This is a genomic window from Sorangium sp. KYC3313 (assembly GCF_052075895.1).
Taxonomy (GTDB): domain Bacteria; phylum Myxococcota_A; class Polyangia; order Polyangiales; family Polyangiaceae; genus Sorangium; species Sorangium cellulosum_B.
Genome location: NZ_CP197255.1, coordinates 10,243,582 through 10,261,700, shown reverse-complemented (window position 1 = coordinate 10,261,700; position 18,119 = coordinate 10,243,582). Strand labels below are relative to the sequence as shown.

Annotated in this window: 7 protein-coding genes and 1 pseudogene; 2 read left to right on the top strand and 6 right to left on the bottom strand. The window is 74.5% G+C overall.

Annotation, left to right across the window (positions count from 1 at the left end; translation table 11 throughout):
* The first annotated feature begins 279 nt into the window (after nt 1–279).
* On the top strand, nt 280–1,545 hold the full coding sequence (gene kynU / locus ACSRUE_RS38870) for a kynureninase (RefSeq protein ID WP_441293179.1): 1,266 nt from the start codon (nt 280–282) through the stop codon (nt 1,543–1,545).
* Between the two features lie 29 nt (nt 1,546–1,574).
* Here kynU and ACSRUE_RS38865 read toward each other — a convergent pair whose 3' ends face one another.
* On the bottom strand, nt 1,575–2,420 hold the full coding sequence (locus ACSRUE_RS38865; protein ID WP_441287977.1) for a class I SAM-dependent methyltransferase: 846 nt from the start codon (nt 2,418–2,420) through the stop codon (nt 1,575–1,577).
* Nucleotides 2,421–2,493: 73 nt separating this feature from the next.
* On the opposite strand from ACSRUE_RS38865, the pseudogene ACSRUE_RS38860 reads away from it, so the two are divergent.
* Nucleotides 2,494–2,889: pseudogene (locus ACSRUE_RS38860) on the top strand (helix-turn-helix domain-containing protein); the annotation flags it as partial.
* Nucleotides 2,890–3,162: 273 nt separating this feature from the next.
* Here the strand turns inward: ACSRUE_RS38860 and ACSRUE_RS38855 are convergent.
* The 5 genes from ACSRUE_RS38855 to ACSRUE_RS38835 form a co-directional block, all read right to left on the bottom strand.
* The gene (locus ACSRUE_RS38855) at nt 3,163–3,900 is read right to left on the bottom strand and encodes a hypothetical protein (protein ID WP_441287976.1); all 738 of its coding nucleotides are present in this window, start codon (nt 3,898–3,900) and stop codon (nt 3,163–3,165) included.
* Nucleotides 3,901–4,511: 611 nt separating this feature from the next.
* Nucleotides 4,512–6,002, bottom strand: coding sequence for a reverse transcriptase family protein (locus tag ACSRUE_RS38850; RefSeq protein WP_441287975.1), 1,491 nt, complete (start codon nt 6,000–6,002; stop codon nt 4,512–4,514).
* Nucleotides 6,003–6,388: 386 nt separating this feature from the next.
* Nucleotides 6,389–8,278 carry an SWIM zinc finger family protein gene (locus ACSRUE_RS38845; RefSeq protein ID WP_441287974.1) on the bottom strand — a complete coding sequence of 630 codons (1,890 nt, stop codon included), beginning with the start codon at nt 8,276–8,278 and terminating at the stop codon, nt 6,389–6,391.
* Entirely contained in the window at nt 8,275–15,177 is a 6,903-nt protein-coding gene (locus ACSRUE_RS38840) for a HEAT repeat domain-containing protein (protein WP_441287973.1), read from the bottom strand. Before ACSRUE_RS38840 ends, ACSRUE_RS38845 begins: the two co-directional genes overlap by 4 nt.
* On the bottom strand, nt 15,174–17,999 hold the full coding sequence (locus tag ACSRUE_RS38835) for a hypothetical protein (protein WP_441287972.1): 2,826 nt from the start codon (nt 17,997–17,999) through the stop codon (nt 15,174–15,176). The genes ACSRUE_RS38840 and ACSRUE_RS38835 overlap by 4 nt, the downstream gene beginning before the upstream one ends.
* Between the last annotated feature and the right edge of the window lie 120 nt (nt 18,000–18,119).

Sequence of the window (18,119 nt, the reverse complement as noted above, 5' to 3'; positions counted from 1 at the left end):
ACGGCATCGACAACGACGCGATCTTCCCGATGTGGGGCCGATCCGCGCCATCATCCCGCTCACGCCCATGCCGTACGCGCAGGCCGTCGAACGGGCGCTCGCCGACGGAGCACCTGCACGGGCGACCGGGGCCGCGTGTCGCTTGCAGCTGGATGCCATGCCGCCCGGCGAGCACGAACGGATCGCCCTGCCGTTCCCGCTGGCCCCCCTGGGCGCGAGTCCGGTCCGTGCCATGCTGCGCACCCTGCGCTGCGGAGCCGAAGGACGCCTGAGATGAGCCTGCAAACCACCCGCGACACCTGCCTTGCCCGCGACGCAAGCGACCCGCTGCGCCACCTGCGCGACGAGTTCGCGCTACCGGACGGGGTGATCTACCTGGACGGCAACTCGCTGGGCGCCCGCCCCAAGGCGTCGCTGGCCCGTGCCAGGGAGGTGATCGAAGCGGAATGGGGCGACGGCTTGATCCGTAGCTGGAACACGGCCGGCTGGGTGCACCTGTCCCGCCGCCTGGGCGACCTCCTGGCTCCGCTGATCGGCGCCGGCAGCGGCGAAGTGGTGGTCACCGACACCACGTCCATCAACCTGTTCAAGGTGCTGGCCGCCGCCTTGCGCCAGCAGCAGAGCACCGCGCCCGAGCGGCGGGTGCTCGTGTCGGAGCGCGACAACTTCCCCACCGACCTGTACATCGCCGAGGGCCTGACCGAGCTGCTGAAGATGGGCGGCGGCGCAGCCTACGAGTTACGGCTGATCGACTCGCCCAAGGAATTGCCCCAGGCGATCCGCGACGACGTGGCGGTGCTGATGCTCACCCACGTCAACTACAAGACTGGCTACATGCACGACATGGCCGGCGTCACGGCGCTCGCGCGCGAAGCCGGCGCTCTGACCGTGTGGGATCTGGCGCATTCCGCCGGCGCCGTGCCGGTGGACCTCCACGGCGCCCGCGCCGATTTCGCCGTCGGCTGCACCTACAAGTACCTGAACGGCGGCCCCGGCGCGCCGGCCTTCCTGTGGGTGGCGCCGCGCCATCAGAGCCGCTTCGGGCAGCCGCTGTCCGGCTGGTTCGGCCATGCGCGGCAGTTCGCGATGGAACCCGCCTACACCCCCGCCGACGGCATCGGCCGCTTCCTGTGCGGCACCCAGCCGATCACCGCGCTTTCGCTGGTGGAGTGCGGTCTCGCCATCTTCCGCCATACCGACATGGCCGCGCTGCGCGCCAAGTCGCTGGCGCTGACCGAGCTGTTCATCCAGCTGGTGGAAGCCCGCTGCGGCCAGCATCCGCTGATCCTGGTCACCCCGCGCGACGCCGCCCGCCGCGGCAGCCAGGTCAGCTTCGAGCACCCGCAGGGCTACGCGGTGATGCAGGCGCTGATCGCCCGTGGCGTGATCGGCGACTACCGCGAGCCGCGCATCATGCGCTTCGGCTTCACCCCGCTGTATACCCGCTTCGTCGACGTCTGGGATGCGGTGGACGCGCTGCGCGACCTTCTGGAGAGCGGCGCCTGGGACAAGCCGGAATTCCACCAGCGCGGCGCGGTGACCTGACATCGACCGGCTGTTCTGGCATGATTTCTCTAGGCGCGCGCGCTCACGAGCCAGCAGGCCGCGGTGAAGCGGGCCGCGCCCTCCTGGATGTACGCGTCGAAGGCAGCGCGGACCGCCTTGGCCGTCCGGGCGCGCGTCGGCTCGTCCGCGTCCCGCAGCGCCTGACCCACCGGTCCTAGCCTGGTGACGTAGGCGAGCAGGTCCTTCTCCGCGACGCCGCTCGGCTCGTCGATCGGGCGAATGTCGACGTCGGTCCAGCCGCTCGCGTCCAGGATCCGCTGTACCCGCTCTCTGTCCGCGAAGGCGAACGGGCCGGGGGCGTCGGGGTCCGGGACGCGCAAGCTCGGCAGGAGCGGGGCCGCAGCGCGCGCGGCCTCGGTCATGAACGGGTTCTCGTCCGCGCTGCGCCATGCCACGAACGCGAGCTTCGCCTTGCGCCGGGCGGCGCGCCGGATGTTGGCGAACGCCGCCGCGGGATCGTCGAAGAACATCACGCCGAAGCGCGAGATCACCGCGTCGGACGTGCCCTGCTCGAACGCGTGGGTCTGCGCGTCCGCCTGGACGAACGCGGCGGACGCCAGCCCCTCGGCGGCGGCGCGTGCCCTGGCGGCCGCCACGAGCGGCCCGGAGAACTCCACGCCGAGGCAGAGGCCCGCTGGCCCGAGGCGCCGCGCCATCGCGAGGGACGTGGCGCCCGCGCCGCAGCCGACGTCGAGGACGCGCCCGCCCTCGCCGGGGAAGCCCTCGTCGATGAGCGGCGCCACGAGCGGCGCCAGCATGCCGTCGAGCACTTCCTGCAATTCCACCCAGGTGCGCCCGCTGGCCTCGTTCCACAGCGTGGCCTGGTCGCGATTCGGTTGATGGGCTTCGGACATCGGAGTCTCCTTCGGTTTGCAGTCGGAACTCATGTGCCGTAGTCTGCAAGTTCAAGTCAACTTGAGGTCAAGCGTGAAACAGCTGGACATCGCGGAGGTGGCCCGGCGCTCCGGCGTGCCCGCCTCGACCCTGCGGTTTTACGAGGAGAAGGGGCTGATCGCGTCCACCGGGCGGCGGGGCTTGCGGCGCCTGTTCGATCCCGCGGTGCTGGAGCGCCTGGCGCTGATCGCGCTCGGCCAGGTGGCGGGGTTCTCGCTGGACGAGATCGCCCGGATGTTCTCGCCCGACGGCCGGCCGCGCATCGAGCGAGAGCGGCTGACGGCGAAAGCCGAGGAGCTGGACCGGACCATCCATCGGCTGGTCGCCCTGCGCGACGGCCTGCGCCACGCGGCGGGGTGTACCGCGCCGAGCCACCTGGAGTGTCCGCGCTTTCGCAGCATCGTCCGGCTCGCCGGCGCCGGGCGTCTCGATCCCCCTTCCGGTCCCGGAGCGGCGCGTGCGCAGGAGGGCGGGAACCCTGCCCGGCGGAGCGTGGGGCGCTCCCGGGCTGGCGGGCTCGGAGCACATACCGGGTTGCGGCCTGCTCGGCGCGCGCGGCGATCACGGGGATCCAGCCGGCGGTCGCGCACACGATGACCTCGCTGGGCATCGATCTGTCGAGCATGGTCACGATGCGCACCCCGAAGGACGCGATCCGCCTCTTCTCGACGTCCGGCCCAGCCCGCTAGTCCGGCGGGCGCGTCACATCGGCTCTTGAAGGTCCTTGTAGCTCGGCAGCGCGCCGAAGTTGAACCCGATGCCGAAGTTGTAGACGAGCCCCGGCCCCTCGAGGCTCTTCATCATCGTGAGCTCCGGGTGGATCGCGAAGCTGTCGGAGGTCCGGAACTGGAACCCGAGGCCGCCTCGGAGGAGGAGGCCATCCGCGGTCGAAGCGGCCTCGCCGTCGTCGGCGATATTGCCCGAGGCGAGGCCGTAGGTGACGCCAGGGGTCACCACGATCGAGAACCAGTCCGTCGGGTTCACGCCGAGCATCACCGGCGCGTGAAGGTAGACGATGTGGACCGACGCCTCGTCGGACGCGAGGTAGAAGTACTGCACCCCCGGATCGACGGCGAGATCAAAGACGCCGCGGACCGGGTTCACCTTGAGATCGACGCCGAACGAGCTGAGGTTATGGACGTGGGCGCCGACGTCGAGGATGTCCGTCAAACCGGTCCGGAGCTGATACGAGGGCAGCGTCGGCACGAACCCGCTGGTCGTCCTCGTCCTCGTCTCCGCCTGGCCGGTCTCCGGATTCTCCACGAGCTCGGCGGTCTCGCCGATGTAGCCGAAGCTCTCGAGTGACACCGAATGCGCGACCTTGCCGGGCGCCACGGTCCGCGGGGTTCCGTAGGAGTTCGGGTTGGGGCAGCCCGAGAGCAGGGCGCCGAAGAGCACGACGGCCGGAAGCGCAAGGAGACGAGCAGATGGCTTTCGCATAGCCGACCATCCTATCCATTCCACACTCGTGATGTCCAGGCACCTCGCGGAGAAAGCAGCATTGCAGCGGCATGGCCTCACGCGTCGTTCACCATGGTTCGCGCACGCCAGGTGCCGCCCGTTCGGCGCTGGCTGGGAGTGCCCTGGAGCAGCGTGGGAGCGCTGTTGTCTCATCGCGCAACGGCCGTGATGGGTCGATTCGCCGCTGCCTTGTCGGGATCGGGCCATGGAGCGTATACGCCGGCGGCATCCCGCTCCTTCCTTACCATCTACGACGGCGTGATCCTGCGGTGCCTCGAAGCTGGCAGAGGCCTCTGGTCATGAACCCGGGATGGTCACAGACGGCGATCCTGCTCGCGCAGCAAGTCGAGGCATTCTCGGGTACTGGTCAAATTGAACAGGGAGACAGGGAGGCAGGGAGAAAAAACTTAGTAAATCTCCCTGTCTCCCCGTCTCCCTGTGATCGTCCTCGGGCAAAGTCGACCACCACCGCCGAGCGAGCGGGAAGGCATGCCGGACATGGGCGGGGGCCTCGCCGCCGGCTGCACGGAGACGTGGCGCTCCGATCGGACGGCTACACTACAACAGATCGAACGACCAGCGCCCTTGCGCTACGGCAGCACGGGGCGCGCGTCGTGGGGGCCCGCCTCGCCGGCAGGCGCCGGCTGATTGCGCTCCAGCGCCTCGATGCGCCCGAGGAACGCGCGCCCCTTAGACGGATCCGTCATGTACACGAACGCCGCGAGCCCCTTGAGCTGCGCGAGCGTCTCGCCCTTTCCTAGCCTCCCGAGCTCCCGGTTGCGGATCGCCGCGCGCAGCGCGCGCACCCGCTCGCGCGGGACGCGCGCCGCCGGCGCCCCCTCGCTCGCCTGGTTGACGACGAGGCCCGTCACCTTCTGCCGGCTGCCCTTGCGCATCACCACGGTCTTGCTCGGATGCAGCCGGAAGCCCTCCGAACTCAGGATCTCCCGGAGCCCGCGGAGCAGCGCGCCCACCGGCGCGCGCGGCCGCGCGGCGCCGGCGACGCCGGGCGCCTCGGGCGCGCGGAAGGAGAACGTGAGATCGTCAGCATACCGCGTGTAACGAAGCCCCAGCTTGCGGGCGAGGCCGGACGCGCGCCGGTCGAGCCGCAGGCAGATCGCGTTCGTGATCGCCGGGGAGGTGGGCGCGCCCTGCGGGAGCACGCGCGGGCCCGTCGCCACGTAGAGCGTCTGCCCTCGGAACTGCACGACGTCCCGCGGCGCCTCCGTCGAGAGGAGCGCAACGAGCGTCGCGGGACCCTCGGCCACGCCCGCCTTGCGGAGCAGGCCGCGCACCCGGCGCCACGTGATCGTCGGGAAGAAGTCCTTGATGTCCACCTTGACGATCGTGTCGGCGCCGGCGTGCGCGGCGGCGTTCGTGACGATGGACCGGCTCGCCAGGAAGCCGTGCGCCGCGGCGTGGACCGGCAGCTTCTCGAACAGGTTGCGGAGCGCCCAGCGCTGCGCGCGCTTCAGATCCCGCTTCGGCGACGAGATGGTGCGCGCGCTGCCGTCGCGCTTCGGGATGTGCCACCGCCGGTAATGGGTGCCCGTGTCGACCTCGCGGTGGTACGCGAGCCAGCGGAGCCGCGGGATCGACAGCCCCAGCGCGCTCGCGAGCTCGGCCGCGCCCGGCAGGTCGGGGAGGCCGTGCGCCCGCGCGCGCTCGCTCAGCCCGGGCACATCGAGCGTGTCCGGCCCGACGCGGTCGCTCCAGTGCACGCCCGCGCCAAGGTGGTTGACGTGCGTGGCGACGTAGGCCTCCCAGGCCAGGCGGCGCAGCGAGCGGCGCTCCCGGGCCTCGACCTTCTTGCGCTCCTTCCACTGCGCGCGCTCCCGATCGGACATCGCCTTGGGATCGCCGGTCGCGAGGGCGCCCTTCGACGTGAGCTCCGCGCTCACCCACGCGTCGATCCCGCCCGCCTCGTCGATCGCCTTCCAGCGGGCGACGCGCTCCTCGTGGGCGAGCCGGCGCGCTTCGACGCTGCCGCGGGCCGCCGCGCCGCCGGGGGCAGGCGGCGTCGTGATGGGGAGAACGACGGGGGCTCTGGCTTGAACGGTCGCGTCGATCTTCGCGGTCATGTCTCGGTGGGAGCGTGGTGGTGAGTCACGATGGGAGCGATCTGTCCTGAGGAGGCCGGACCGTCGATCGCTGTCTCATGTCGCCAAGAGAGGCTCCAAGCGCATCACCTTCATCGCTTGGTGCACGGTAGCCTCACCGGTTCTCCGGCTAGACGAGCCCTACGGCGTCGGGAGAAACGGCGTTCGCGAGGTTGTCTCAGCTCTCCCGACGCCGTAGGGCTCGTCTAGCCGAAGAGAACCAAGAACAGGCTACCTTGCGGAGAGTGACTGGCGGTTCCTCCAGAGCGGCGCGACGCCGCTCCTACGCTCGAGGCGCGGAGGCTGGTGCGTTCAGAACCTCTCCTGGCAACACGAACAATCTCTTCTTCTTGACCTCCTTTCCTCTCTCATGCTGACGACGCGTCGGCGTCCACGAACCCGGAGGACGTCAATGCATCCAGTCTCTTGAAATACGCGTCGCGCGCTTCGCCGTCCGTGTCAAACCAAATGCGCTGGTGTCGAGGCGCTTCGGCGCGCGCCCCCCACGACAGGTGTACTACGCGGTCGTCCAGCGAGACACGGTAGACGACCTCCGCGCCCGAGGCCTCGCGGCGCACGTACGTGCGCGTCTCGGCGCGGATGAGCGACCGCCCCTCGGCCGTCTGGCGCAGGGCGTCCCGCTCGGCGCGCTCGCGGGCGTAGGCGACGCGGAGCGCGATCATGTGCTCGCACGGGCCTTCGCGGAGGCCGCTCCGGCGGAACGTGGGGCAGCTGCACCACGCGTCGGAGACGCGGCCCTCGAGATCCATCGTGAACCGCGGGGCGAAGTCGCGGTGCGCCTCCCGGTCCGCGACCTCTCCGTGGATCTCGGTGCCCTCGCCGGCGATCTCGTGCACCTTGGTCGGCCTCACCGCGCCGGGCGCGCCGAGCAGGCGGTGGGCCGCGGCCTCGCGGGGCGAGCTGTAGCGGATGTCGCGCTCGTCCACCGGATCGGCGAACAGCTCGCGCGGGCGGTAGACGCGGCGCGCGACGTCGTAGAGCACCCGGCCGCGCAGGCACTCGAGCTGGAGCGCCGCGCGAGCGTCCTCGGCGCCTCCGCCGGCCGCGAGCGCCGCGAGCGGGAGCGGCCCGCGCTCGCGGAGGAGGACGAGCTGCCTGCCCGCGAGCGCGTCGAGCGCCGCGCGCGCCTTGTCGCCGGCTTTCCCCTCGCGGGGCATCAGGGCGTCGAACGAGGCGGCGCTGGCCCAGCTGCTGTCGGTCCAGCCCGTGAGCGCGATCGTCAGCGTGGCGCGGCCCAGATCGAGCACCCAGAAGACCGGCAGCCCGGGGCCCCGGAGCTCGGCGCGCACGCGCTGCACGTGCGGCAGGAGCCGCGACAGCGCGAGCAGCCGCTGCCGGCCGAAGGTCCGGACCACGCGCGGCGGGCCCTCGTACGGAGGGCCGTGGCCCTCGATCAAGATCTCCCAGGGCTCCAGGATGAGGCGCGGCGGCTTGCCGGGGACGAGCTCGAAGCGCAGGCCGCGGGGCGGCTTCTTCGCCTTGCGGGTGCGGAGCACGAACAGCGCGTTGTAGAGATCGATCGGCGCGAGCTCGCAGGAGACCGCGGGGAGCGTCGCCGCCGACTGCACCTGCAGGAAGCCGCGGAGCCAGGTCGTCGGGACCTCGAGCGCGCGCTCGATCGGCGCGGCGCGCGCCGCCGCGGCGTCTCCGCGCGCCGCGCCGGCGTCGAGCTCCACCTTGGCGTAGGCGCGCAGGCGATCGATCTGCTCGACGACGCGCGGCGAGAGATCGACGAAGGCGGTGCCGTGCGCGGCCTCGCGGCCCTCGAAGAGGTCGCTGGAGAAGGCGAGCCGGGCGTAGGCGCTCTCGTCGCGCGAGAAGACCTCGATCGAGACCTCGTCCGGGTGCACCGTGAGCACGGGATCGAGCGCGCCGGAGGCCCTCGGCTTCGCGGCGGAGCCGTCGCCCTGGGTCGCCGCGTCGTCGGGGAAGGCGCCCTCCAGGAACGCCTTCTGCGCCTCCCAGATGGCCGCCGTCGCCTTCTTGCCCTGCTTCATCAGGTAGGCGAGGTACGCGGTCCGATCCCGGCCCTTGTACCGGAGATCGCTCTCCAGGATGGTCGCCAGCGCGGCCATCGCGTCGCGGAAGAGCGCCGCGTCGCGGACGGCGCCGCGCACGCCGACCGGGCCGCGGGCGCCGTCGAGGGAGAGGCGCACGCTCGTGTGGAGCGGGGCGGCGGCGAGCTCGCTCGGCGCGGCGTACCGGAGGAGGATCGGGCGGGCGAGTGCGGCCGTCATGCGTTGACTCCTTCGGGGGTCTCGGGCTCTCTGGGGGAGCGCGCGGCCGCGAGCCGCGCCGCGCGAGGATCCGCCGCCTTGCGCTTCGCGCGGCGGTACGCGCGGTACGCGGCCTTGCGGACGGCGACGTCGGCCTTCTCTCTGGCCTTCTCCTTGTCGAAGGCGAGCGCGGCGAGCGCCTCGAGCGCGCGCTCGCCGCCGGCGCGGCCGAGCGCCGCGATGGCGTCGAGGCGCGCGGAGGCGTCGCCGCCGCTGCCTCGGGCGAGGGAGATCAGCGGGGCGAGCGCGGCGGCGTCGTGGCGCGCGAGCATCGACGGCAGCGCGAGGCGCCGGCCCGGCTCGGTCGCGGCGAGCGCCGCGAGCGCCTCGGGCGAGGCGACGCGCGCGGTCGGCCCGAAGGCGACCGGGTCGAACGGCCTCACCGCCACGGCGATCGCGGCCGAGCCGTCCGGCGCGAGCGCCGCGAGCGCGGCCGACGCCGAGGCCCGGACGCCGGCGTCCATGTCCTCGAGGGCCGCCGTGAGCGCCTCCACGGCGCCCGCGGGCGGCGCGGCCCCTCTGGACCTCGCGGCCGACTCGAGCGCGCCGAGGGCGCGTACGGCCTCGCGGCGGACCTCGCCGGGGGCGCTGTCGTTCGAGAGGAGCGCGCGCAGCGCGGGCGCCATCGCGGTCGCGCCGGCGCGCCCCGCGGCCCAGAGCAGCTCGCGCCACGCCGCGGCTTCGGCGGAGCGCTCGTCGCCGTGCGCGGCCGACCAGCGCTCCGCGGTGCGCTGCGCCGCGGCGGCGAGCGCGCCCGCGAGGGCCCCGCGATCGCCGGCCACGGTGCCGGCGGCGATGAGCCGCGCGGCCTCCTGCCGCGCCGGGGCGCGCTCGTCCTCGAGCATGCGCAGGAGCGCGGCCACGGGCAGCGCGCCGCGGCGGAGCAGGCCCATGGCGAGGCGCTGCCGCAGGTCCTCGTCCTTGAGCGCCGCGAGCCGGGGCAAGAGCTCGGCCGGGTCGGCCTCCGCGGCGAGGTAGCTCGCCGCCGGGCCCGCGATGTCGTCGTGCTCGCTCCCGACCGCGACGAGCTCGACGCGCGTCCGCTCGCCAGGGAAGAGCTTCTCCAGCGCCTTGCGCGCGGCCTTGCGGACCTCGCTGCTCCGCGCGTCGAGCGCGCGGGCGAGCGCGGGCTCGGCCGCACCGTCGCCGAGCAGGCCGAGCTCGCTCACGGCGACGACGCGGAGCCTGTCGGGCGTGTCGCCGGCGCGCACGAGCTCCTCGAGCAGCACGCGGGCGCGCTCGCCGCCGAGCCAGCGCACGCCCTTCGCCGCCGACTCGCGGAGATCGATGGAGTCCGCGTGGAGCGCCTGCTCGACGCGCTCCGAGGCGCGCTTGCGGAGCTCGGCGCTCCCGAGCTTCGGGGCGATGCGGCCGAGCGCCTCCGTGGCGGCGGCTTGCATCGTCGGTTCGACGGAGGGGGCGGCGGACGCCGACCCCCGACCCGCATTGACTGCCGCCTCCTTGGTGCCGCCGGCGGCCACCGCCTCGAGCTCCTCCAGCGCGCGGGCGTCGCCGAGCGTGCCGAGCGCGAGCAGCGCGCGCTCGCGCTCCCCGGGCTCGCCCGCGCGCACGACGAGGAGGAGTGGCCGGAGCGCCGACGCGAGGCCCCGCTGGGCCACCCCCTCCGCGGCGGGCAGCACGAGCTCGCGCGTGCCCGCGCGCAGCACGGCCTCGAGCGGCCCCGAGGGCGCGCCCTTGTCCTTCACGCGCTTCGCGTACGACGTCACGGCCGCGACGCGGGTGGGGAGGTCGCGATCGGCGAAGAGCGCGACCAGGAGGTCGTTCTGCGCGGGATTGTCGCCGAGATCGAGCTCGCGCGCCGCGGCGAGGCGGAGCGCCGGGTCCTTCGCGCGCGCGGCGGCGGCGAGGAACGCGAGCGCGAGCGCCGTCTCGCGCTTCTCGCGCTCGCGCCCCTTGTCGACGATCTCGAGGCACGCCTTGAGCGCGGCGCTCCGGACCTCGGCCGCCTCGTCGTCGAAGCGCGCCGCGAGCGGGGCGGTGGCCGCGGGGTTCCGCGTGCTCCCGAGCGCGCCCGCCAGCGCGGCGCGGTCCGCCGGCGTGGCGGCCTCATCCATGCGCGCCGCGAGCGCCCGCACCGCCGCGTCGCTCGCGAGCGCGACGAGCGCCTTGCGGGCGCGCGCCGCCGGCGCGGCCGCGCCCTCGCGCAGGAACGCCGCGAGCACGTCGACCGCGCGATCGTCGCGGCTGCGGGCGAGGAGCTCCGCGGCGCGCAGGCGCAGGTCGTCGTGATCGCTCTCCATCGCGCGGCACAGGGCGGGCACGATGCGCGGATCGCTCGACGACGCGAGGCGCTCGAGCACGCCGAGGCGCAGGTCGGCGTGCTCGCTGCCGAGCGCCGCGAGGAGCGGGTCGAGGCTGCCCTTCGGAGAGAGCCGCTCCAGGAGCTCGAAGGCGTAGCGGCGCACGTCGGGCAGCGCGGAGCTCAGCGCGCGCACGATCTCGGGGCGGGCGTCGCCGCCCCGCGCGGCGATCTCGTCGAGCGCGGTCCGCGCCACGTCGGCCGACGCCGAGGCGAGCCCGAGCGCGAGCGGCTCGCCCGCCCCTGCGGGGAAGAGCGCCTTGAGCCCCGCGAACGCCGCCTTGCGCACGAGGTGGTGCGGGTCGTCGAGCGCCCGGACCAGCGGCGGGACCGCCGCCGTGCTGCTGACGTGCCCCTTGGCGCAGACGTCGACGATGCGATCGATGGCGTCGCGGCGCGTGCGGTGCGCCTCGTCGTCGCCCGCCGAGACCTGCCGGAGGAGGCCCATGTACGCGCCGAACGCGAGCCAGCGCAGCCGCCGCTGCTCGCCCTCCGGGACCGCGTCGCCGGCCGGCCTGTCGCTCTGCTTCTGGCCGCTCTGCCCGCTCGGCTCGGGCTGCGCGAAGAGGCGGCGGAGCCACCCCTTCGCGGGCTTCGTGTCGCTCTCCTCCGCGGCGCGCGGGGTCGTGTCCGCCACGACGTGGGCGCCCGCGGGGCGCAGCGCGGCCACGCGCTTCGCCTCGCGGAAGTACTCGACCGGCTTGCGCCGGATGCGGAGCACCTGCGCTGCCGCGTAGCGCTGCTGCGGGTCGTCGCTGGCGAGCGCCTCGGCGAGGCCGACGAGGATGCGCCCGCGCGCGACCTCGGGCGGCCAGTCCTTCATGCCGGCGGGCTTCTCGCCGTCGGCCGCGCGGCCCTGCTCCGCCGCGTCGGGGCGCGGGGGCATCAGCGCCTCGATGAGGTGGGCGAGGTACGCCTCCGGATCGATGCGGAGCTCCAGCGCGCGCGCCGCGGCGAAGCGCACGTCGGAGCGCTGCGACGAGAGCGCGCTCGTCAGGAGGTCCGGCGGGTCGCCGCGGCGGAACGCCCTGAGGTCGCGCGCGAGCACGATCGCGAAGACGATCTCCTGGACCTCGCGCGAGCTGTCCTCGAGGCCCTGCAGCATGCCGCCGTAGCCCTCGGGCCCGAGCGCCGCGAACGACATGATCGTGGCGACGCGGATGGGCGGGTGCTCATGGCGCAGCGTGCCCGTGAGCACCGGCAGCGCCCGCACGTCGCCGAGCCGCGCGAGCCCGTCGGCGGCCCACGAGCGCACCGCGACGTCGGCGTGGCCCATGGCGTCGAGCAGGTAGCCCTCCTCGCCGCGGCGGGCGGCCATCGCGAGCCCGCGCGCGGCCTGCTCGCGCACGTCGGAGTACTCGTCCTTGAGGAGCTCCGTGGCGAAGTACTTGACGAGGCGCTGCGACCCGAGCGTCGCCAGCGCGGTCGCGGCGCGGGCGCGCAGCGGGCCGAGGACCTGGATCGGCAGCTGCGCGGAGGGGACCGCGAACGCGGATCCCCGACCCGCGTTCAAGAGGGACTGATCGGCGAGGAGCGCCCGCATCGGGTGGATCAGCTGCTCGTCGCGCCGGACGGCGCAGAGCTCGGCCGCCCGCACCCGGAGGTCGAGGTGGCTCGACTGGAGGCCGATGTGGAGCGGCCCCGCCTCGCCTGGCAGGAGCTTGTCGAGCGCCTCGATCGCGGCGATGCGCGGCCCCGCGTGCTCGTCCTCGAGCAGCTTGCTCAGGGCGCTCCGCGCGGCCTCGCCCACCGGCACGCGCGTGGCGAGCAGCCGGAGCAGGGCGTTGCGCGCGTCGTCGCCCGCCGGCATGTGCGCGGCCCCGCGCGCGCCGCTCTCCCGGACCGAGGGGTGGATCGACGCCATGGCGGCGAGGTGCGGCTCCGCGGCCTCCTTGCCGCGCAGCTTGACGACGGCGTCGTACGCGGCCTGGGCCACGCTCGCGTCGCGGTCGCCGATGGCCGCGTGCAGCCGCTCCGCGGCCCACGGCTGCTCGCCGTGCGCCTTGAGCTCCTCGACGGCGCGCAGGCGCAGGTCGGGGAAGCGCGCGAGCTGGGCGCGGTCGAGCGCCGTCTGCGGATCCGAGGCGTGCCACGACCAGAGCGTCCGGAACGCCTCGCGGCGGACCTTGGGCGACTCGTCCTCGATCGCGTCGGCGAGCAGCGCCTCGGCCTCGGGCGGCCTCGGTCCCTTGCCCTCGCCGGCGAGCGCCACGAGCCGGTCGAGCCCGCGGACGCGGATGTCCTCCTGCGACGAGCGCAGCGACGCCTCGGCGACGGTGAGCGGGGCCGACGACTCCAGCCGCGCGTAGGCGTCGAGCGCCGCGGCGCGCACCGCGCCGTCCGCGTCGTCGAGCATCCAGATGAGCCGCTTCTCGGCGCGGGTGTCCCGGAGCTCGGCGAGCGCGGTCGCCGCCTGCCTTCGCAGCGACGGGTCCTGCTCGCGCGTGAGCTGCAGCAGCGCGCCGAGGGCGCGCGTGTCGCCGAGCTGCGCGAGGCCGCGCGCCCCACGCACCGCCGTGTCGGGCGTGCGGCACGCCATCGCGGTGAGCAGCGGCTCGAGGTCGGCCTCGGCGGGCTCGGCCCCCGGGCTGCCCACGCCGGGGATCCGGGCGCGCGCCGCCTTGATGGCCGCCTCGTCGGCCGCCTTCGCGCCGTCCTTCGCCCCATCCTTGGCGTTCGCCGCGGGCTTCTCCGCGCCGCCGGCGCCGGCGCGCCGCAGGACCTCGGCCGCGCGCCGCGCGATGTCGATCGCCGCGCGGCCGAGATCCTCGTCGCGCGCCTCGAGCGCGTGGGCGAGCGCGCGCCGCTCGATCACCTTCGCCGCGAACGCGATGCGGCGCACCTCGGCGTCCTCGTCGTCGAGCGCGCGCGCCGCGATCGGCGCGAACTCCGGCGCCGAGAGCCAGCCGGCGAGCGCCGCCCGGATGAGCGCCTCGACCCGGAGGTCGGCCGGGCCGCGCTCGAAGGCGGCGCGGAGCGGCTGCGGGCCGTCCGGGTGGATCTGCTGGAGCTGGTCGAGCGCCGTGAGCCGCACCGACGCGTCGCGGCCCGCGAGCTTCTCGGCGATGAGCCCCGGGACGAGCGGCGAGCTGCCGTAGAGCTTCCTGAGCTCGAGGAGCGCCCGGCGCTGCACGTCCGCGGCGCGGGCGTCGAGCGCCGCCCCGAGCGGGGCGAGCGGCGTGTCGCGCTCGATCGCGCGGAGCGCCTCGAGCGCGGCCATGCGGACGTTCGGGCTCTCGTCGTCGAGCGCCTCGCGCAGCTTCGCGCGCGCGCCGCGGCGCCCCTTCGCCCCGAGCTCGCGGGCGGCGAGCGCGCGCACCTCGGCGTCGCGGTCCGATCGGAGCGCGGAGAGCGCGGCCTCGAGCGCCTCGGGCTCGTCGAGCGAGGCGAGCGTCTTGACGGCGCTCTCGCGGGCCGGCCGCGCGCCCGAGAGCGCCTGGGCGAGGACATCGAAGCCGTGCGCGAGCTCGGCGGTGCCGTCCGCGGGCGCGCCGGCGGCGTCGATGGGGAAGCGCCACACCGTGCGCCGGTCCCCTGCGGCGAAGACGGCGCCGAGCCCGTCCTTCGCGTCCGCGCCGCCGCGGGCGGCCTGCCCGCGCGCGCCTTTGCGCGCGGCGGCCGGCGCGAGCGCCAGCGCGTGGAGCGCCAGCGCGCTCGTCTCCAGCGTGCGCGGCTTGCGCTTGTCCTCGAGCCGGTGGATGCGGATCGCGCCGTCCGCGCCTGCGGACAGCAGGCGATCGCCGCTCTCCTTGCCGTCTTCCTGCGGCGGCGGGGTGGGCAGGCACAGGAGCGCGCGGACGCCGCCCGCGTGACCGCTCCCGTCCGCGCCGCGCACCTCGCACTCGACGTCGCCGACGAGGTACCAGAGGCGCACGGTGCCGTCGTCGCCGCCCGACGCAAGCCGCCCGTCGCGCGGCGTGAACGCGAGCGCCGTGACCGGCCCGTCGTGGCCCGGCATGTCGCGGACGGCGCCCGTCGACAGCGTGACCACGCGGACGACGCCGTCGTCCCCTGCCGCCGCGCAGAGCTCGCCGGCGGGATCGAAGGCGACGGCGCGGAGCGGCGCCGCCGAGAGCGCGAACGCCGCGATCTCGACCGCGGCGCCGGGCTGCGGGGCAGGGGAGCCGGCGGCCTCGCCGACGCGAAACACCCGCAGCGCGCCGTCGACCCCCACGGTCGCGAGGCGCGCGCCGGAAGGCGCCGCGGCGATCGCCGTGGCGCCGCCCGGGTGCGCGTCGATCGCCCGCACGTCGGCCACGCCGCCCGGGACGAGGCGCAGCGCCCCGTCGGAGCACGCCGCCGCGAGCAGATCGCCCGCGAAGGCGAGGCCCAGCACGTGCGCGGGCACGTCGATCGAGCGCACCGGCTTGTTCGCCACGTGATCGAACAGCGTCACCTGGCTCGCGCCGGCGGGGGATGGCGTGGTCTGCGTCCCGCGCGCCTCGCCCGGCGCCGGCGCGCGCACGCCGCCGACCGCGAGGAGCCGCGGGCCGATCGCGAGCGCGCGGACCTTCTCGTAATGGCCGATCGCGTGGCTCATGCGGTCTCCTGTCCGACGCCGGGGAGCGCCCGGCCATCGCCGGCCGCTTCGAGGCCTTCGATCTCGAGCCCCGGGTGCGCGTGCCTGAGCCGCAGGAGCGCCGCCAGGCACGCCTGCCACTCGCCCTTCGCGATCGACCCGGTGAACTCGGCGATGACGGGGGCGACGAGCGCCGCGAACGCCGCGTCCTCGACCGCGAGATCGCGCACCACCTCGATCACTTGCCGCTTGGCCTCGCTCGCCGAGAGGCGCCTGCGCGAGCCCGCGTCGTCGCCCGGCTCCGGCGACCTCCCCGCGGGGATCCCGGACAGCACGTACCGCAGGAAGCGCCGGAGCGCCTCGACGTCCGCGAACCGCCCGGCGTCCTCGGGCAGCTCCGCCGCGGTGCGCGCGTCGCCTCCGCGCGCGCCCCGCGGCCGCCAGCCCGGCGGCAGATGGCGCGGCCGGTGCTTCTCCCAGAGCATCCGCACGGCGAAGAGGCGCACCTCGCGGTCGGCGCTCTGCATCAGCCAGCCGAGGCGCTCCGGGCCGCCGAGCCGCGCGTAGTGCTTCAGGATGAGCGAGAGGCCGAGCTCGCGCGCGCTCTTCTTCAGGCTCTCCGTGAGCGCGAAGACCTGCGCCGGATCGAGCTCCTCCGGCGTGAGCGCGATCGCCGGATCGGCCGACGGATCGCCGACCTTGCGGAGCGCGTCGAAGGCGATGTTGCGCACCTCCTTCGCGTCGCTGTGCGCGAGCTCGTAGACGCGGGTCTGGTAGCCCCAGGCCCGGAGCTCGGCGCGCGTGATGAGCGCGGCGAAGCGCCGGACGTCGTCCCGCTTGTCGGAGAGCGCGGGCCAGATGCGCTCCGCGGTGAACGCGCCCCGCTTGAGCGCCGGCTTCAGCTCGAGCTCCTTGGCCTCGCTCTGCTCGGGCCCGAGGACGGGGTGGTGGCAGCGGAGGTACGTCTGCGCGAACGCGCGCATCGGCTCGGGCTCCTTCTCGCCGAGCGCGAGCGCGAACAGCCTCGCCGTGCCCGCCTCGCGGTCGCCGCGGCCGCTCGCGTCCTGCCCCGCGTCGAAGTCCTGCGGCTTCATGTGCGAGAGGAGGTAGCGGCGCGCGAAGCCGTTCAGCGTCGGATCGGCGCGCCGCGCGAGCGCGAGCAGCCAGGGCAGCGTGAGCTGCCGCGGCGACACGATCTTCGGGTTGCCGAGCACCTCCAGCGCGACCGCGCGCGTCTCGGCGCTGAAGACGAGACCTTTCAGCCGCTCGACGCCCTCGGCCGTCAGGTCGGGCAGGGCGTCGGCCTTCTGGAGCCAGGTCGCGACCGTGGACCCGAGGCGCTTGCGCGTGAGCGCGCCGAGCAGCCACGGCGTCCCGATCGCCGCGATCGGGCACTTGCCGAGCGCGTCGAGCGCGGACTTCGTCGCCTGGTAGTCGTCCTCGTGGCGCGGGTCGTCGAGCACGCGCACCCAGAAGCCCGCCCCGGGCTCGCCGGGCCGGTACTTGGCCTTGAAGTACGCGGCGGCCCACTTCTTCTGCTCGGACTCGCCGTAGAGCATGTCGACGAGGAAGCCCTCGGGCAGCTCGGCGCGGTCGAAGCTCTCGCTCAGGGCCTTGCCGGCCCACGCCTCGGTCTCGCTGTGCGTGAGCAGCCGTCCCAGGAACGCGTGGCCGAGCGCGCGCGGGCTCTTGCCCTGGAGCGCGGACGCCGCGAAGGCGCGCGTGTCCTTGTGCTCGGAGTCGAGCAGCGCGGCGAGGCGCTCCGGGTCGAGGTCCGTCGCGTGCGCGCGGGCGTACTCGATCGCGAACGTGCGCGCCTTCGCGCTCGGGGAGCCGAGCAGCGCGAGCGCCGCGTCGTGCAGCCCGAGGCCCCGCAGCTTGCTCTGGTGGAGCTCCGGCGAGCCGAGCAGCGTCTCGATCAGGAACTCGTGCGCGCTCGCGAGCGGCCGGTACGCGAGGCGCGAAAGCCACGCGGGCGTGACGCTCCGCAGGGTGTCGGCGAAGTCCTTCTTGAGCCCCTGGATAGCGAACTTGGCCGGCGGATCGGCCTGGCAGGCCGAGAGCAGGAGCATCAGCGGATCGGGCGATCGCTTCCACGCCTCGTCGAAGGCGCGGTGCTTCACCATGTCGTTCGGCGGGACGTTGCCGTGGAACGAGCGCCCGTCGTACTTGCCCGTGCCGTGCGCCCAGATGTGGTTCGCGACCCAGAGGTCGCCGAAGCCCGTGCCCGGCGCGTAGTGGCGGAGGACCTCGACCGCGAACTGCGGGTAGAGCTCCGGCGTGCTCCGGCCGAGCTCGCGCAGGAAGCGCCACGCGCGGCGGCGCATGTAGATCAACGTGCCCTTGGAGACCTCGCGCCGCCGGGTGCGGGAGAGCTCGACGTCGAAGCGGAAGGCGAGCGCGCCGAAGAGCTCCGCGTCGAGCCGCGCCTCGGCCAGCTTGTAGATGCGCTTGAGCCCGCCCCACGCGCCGAAGACCAGCGGCGCGCTCGTGGCGACGTCGCGCAGCGCGCTGCGCCCTGCGTCCGTGCCCTCCTCGTAGATGCGCACGAGCAGGTCCGCGAGCTCGAGCCGCGGCGGCGGCGCGGCGTCGACCTGCGCGAGGAAGCGCTTCCACGCGTCGGTCGACTGCTCTCGCCGCTGCTCGGGCGAGCGCATGCCCTGCGCGCGAGAGAGCAGCTGCAGGAACGCCGCGAAGGTGAGCGCCCCCTCGCGCGGCGGCGTCTCCGGTCTGGGATCCGGCTGCTCGAGGTACGCCTCGACGGCCTCGGCCAGGGTGGGTGAGCCGCTCGTGGCGAGCTGCTTGACGTTCGCGATGTCGATCGGGTTCGGTGAGCTCGTCAAGGCGCCCTCCCGCGGCGGGATGGCCTGGGAGAATCGCGAGCCCCGCGGTGCAGGTCAAGCCGGAGTCGATCTGACGATGACGGAAGCGTCGTCGTTTTCCGGCGGTGTGCGCCTGTGGGT

What these genes read in the sequence shown, in the direction of transcription:
- ACSRUE_RS38865 (WP_441287977.1), bottom strand. Translation starts at nt 2,420, where the DNA reads ATGTCCGAAGCCCATCAACCGAATCGCGACCAGGCCACGCTGTGGAAC.
- ACSRUE_RS38855 (WP_441287976.1), bottom strand. Translation starts at nt 3,900, where the DNA reads ATGCGAAAGCCATCTGCTCGTCTCCTTGCGCTTCCGGCCGTCGTGCTC.
- ACSRUE_RS38850 (WP_441287975.1), bottom strand. Translation starts at nt 6,002, where the DNA reads ATGACCGCGAAGATCGACGCGACCGTTCAAGCCAGAGCCCCCGTCGTT.
- ACSRUE_RS38845 (WP_441287974.1), bottom strand. Translation starts at nt 8,278, where the DNA reads ATGACGGCCGCACTCGCCCGCCCGATCCTCCTCCGGTACGCCGCGCCG.
- ACSRUE_RS38840 (WP_441287973.1), bottom strand. Translation starts at nt 15,177, where the DNA reads ATGAGCCACGCGATCGGCCATTACGAGAAGGTCCGCGCGCTCGCGATC.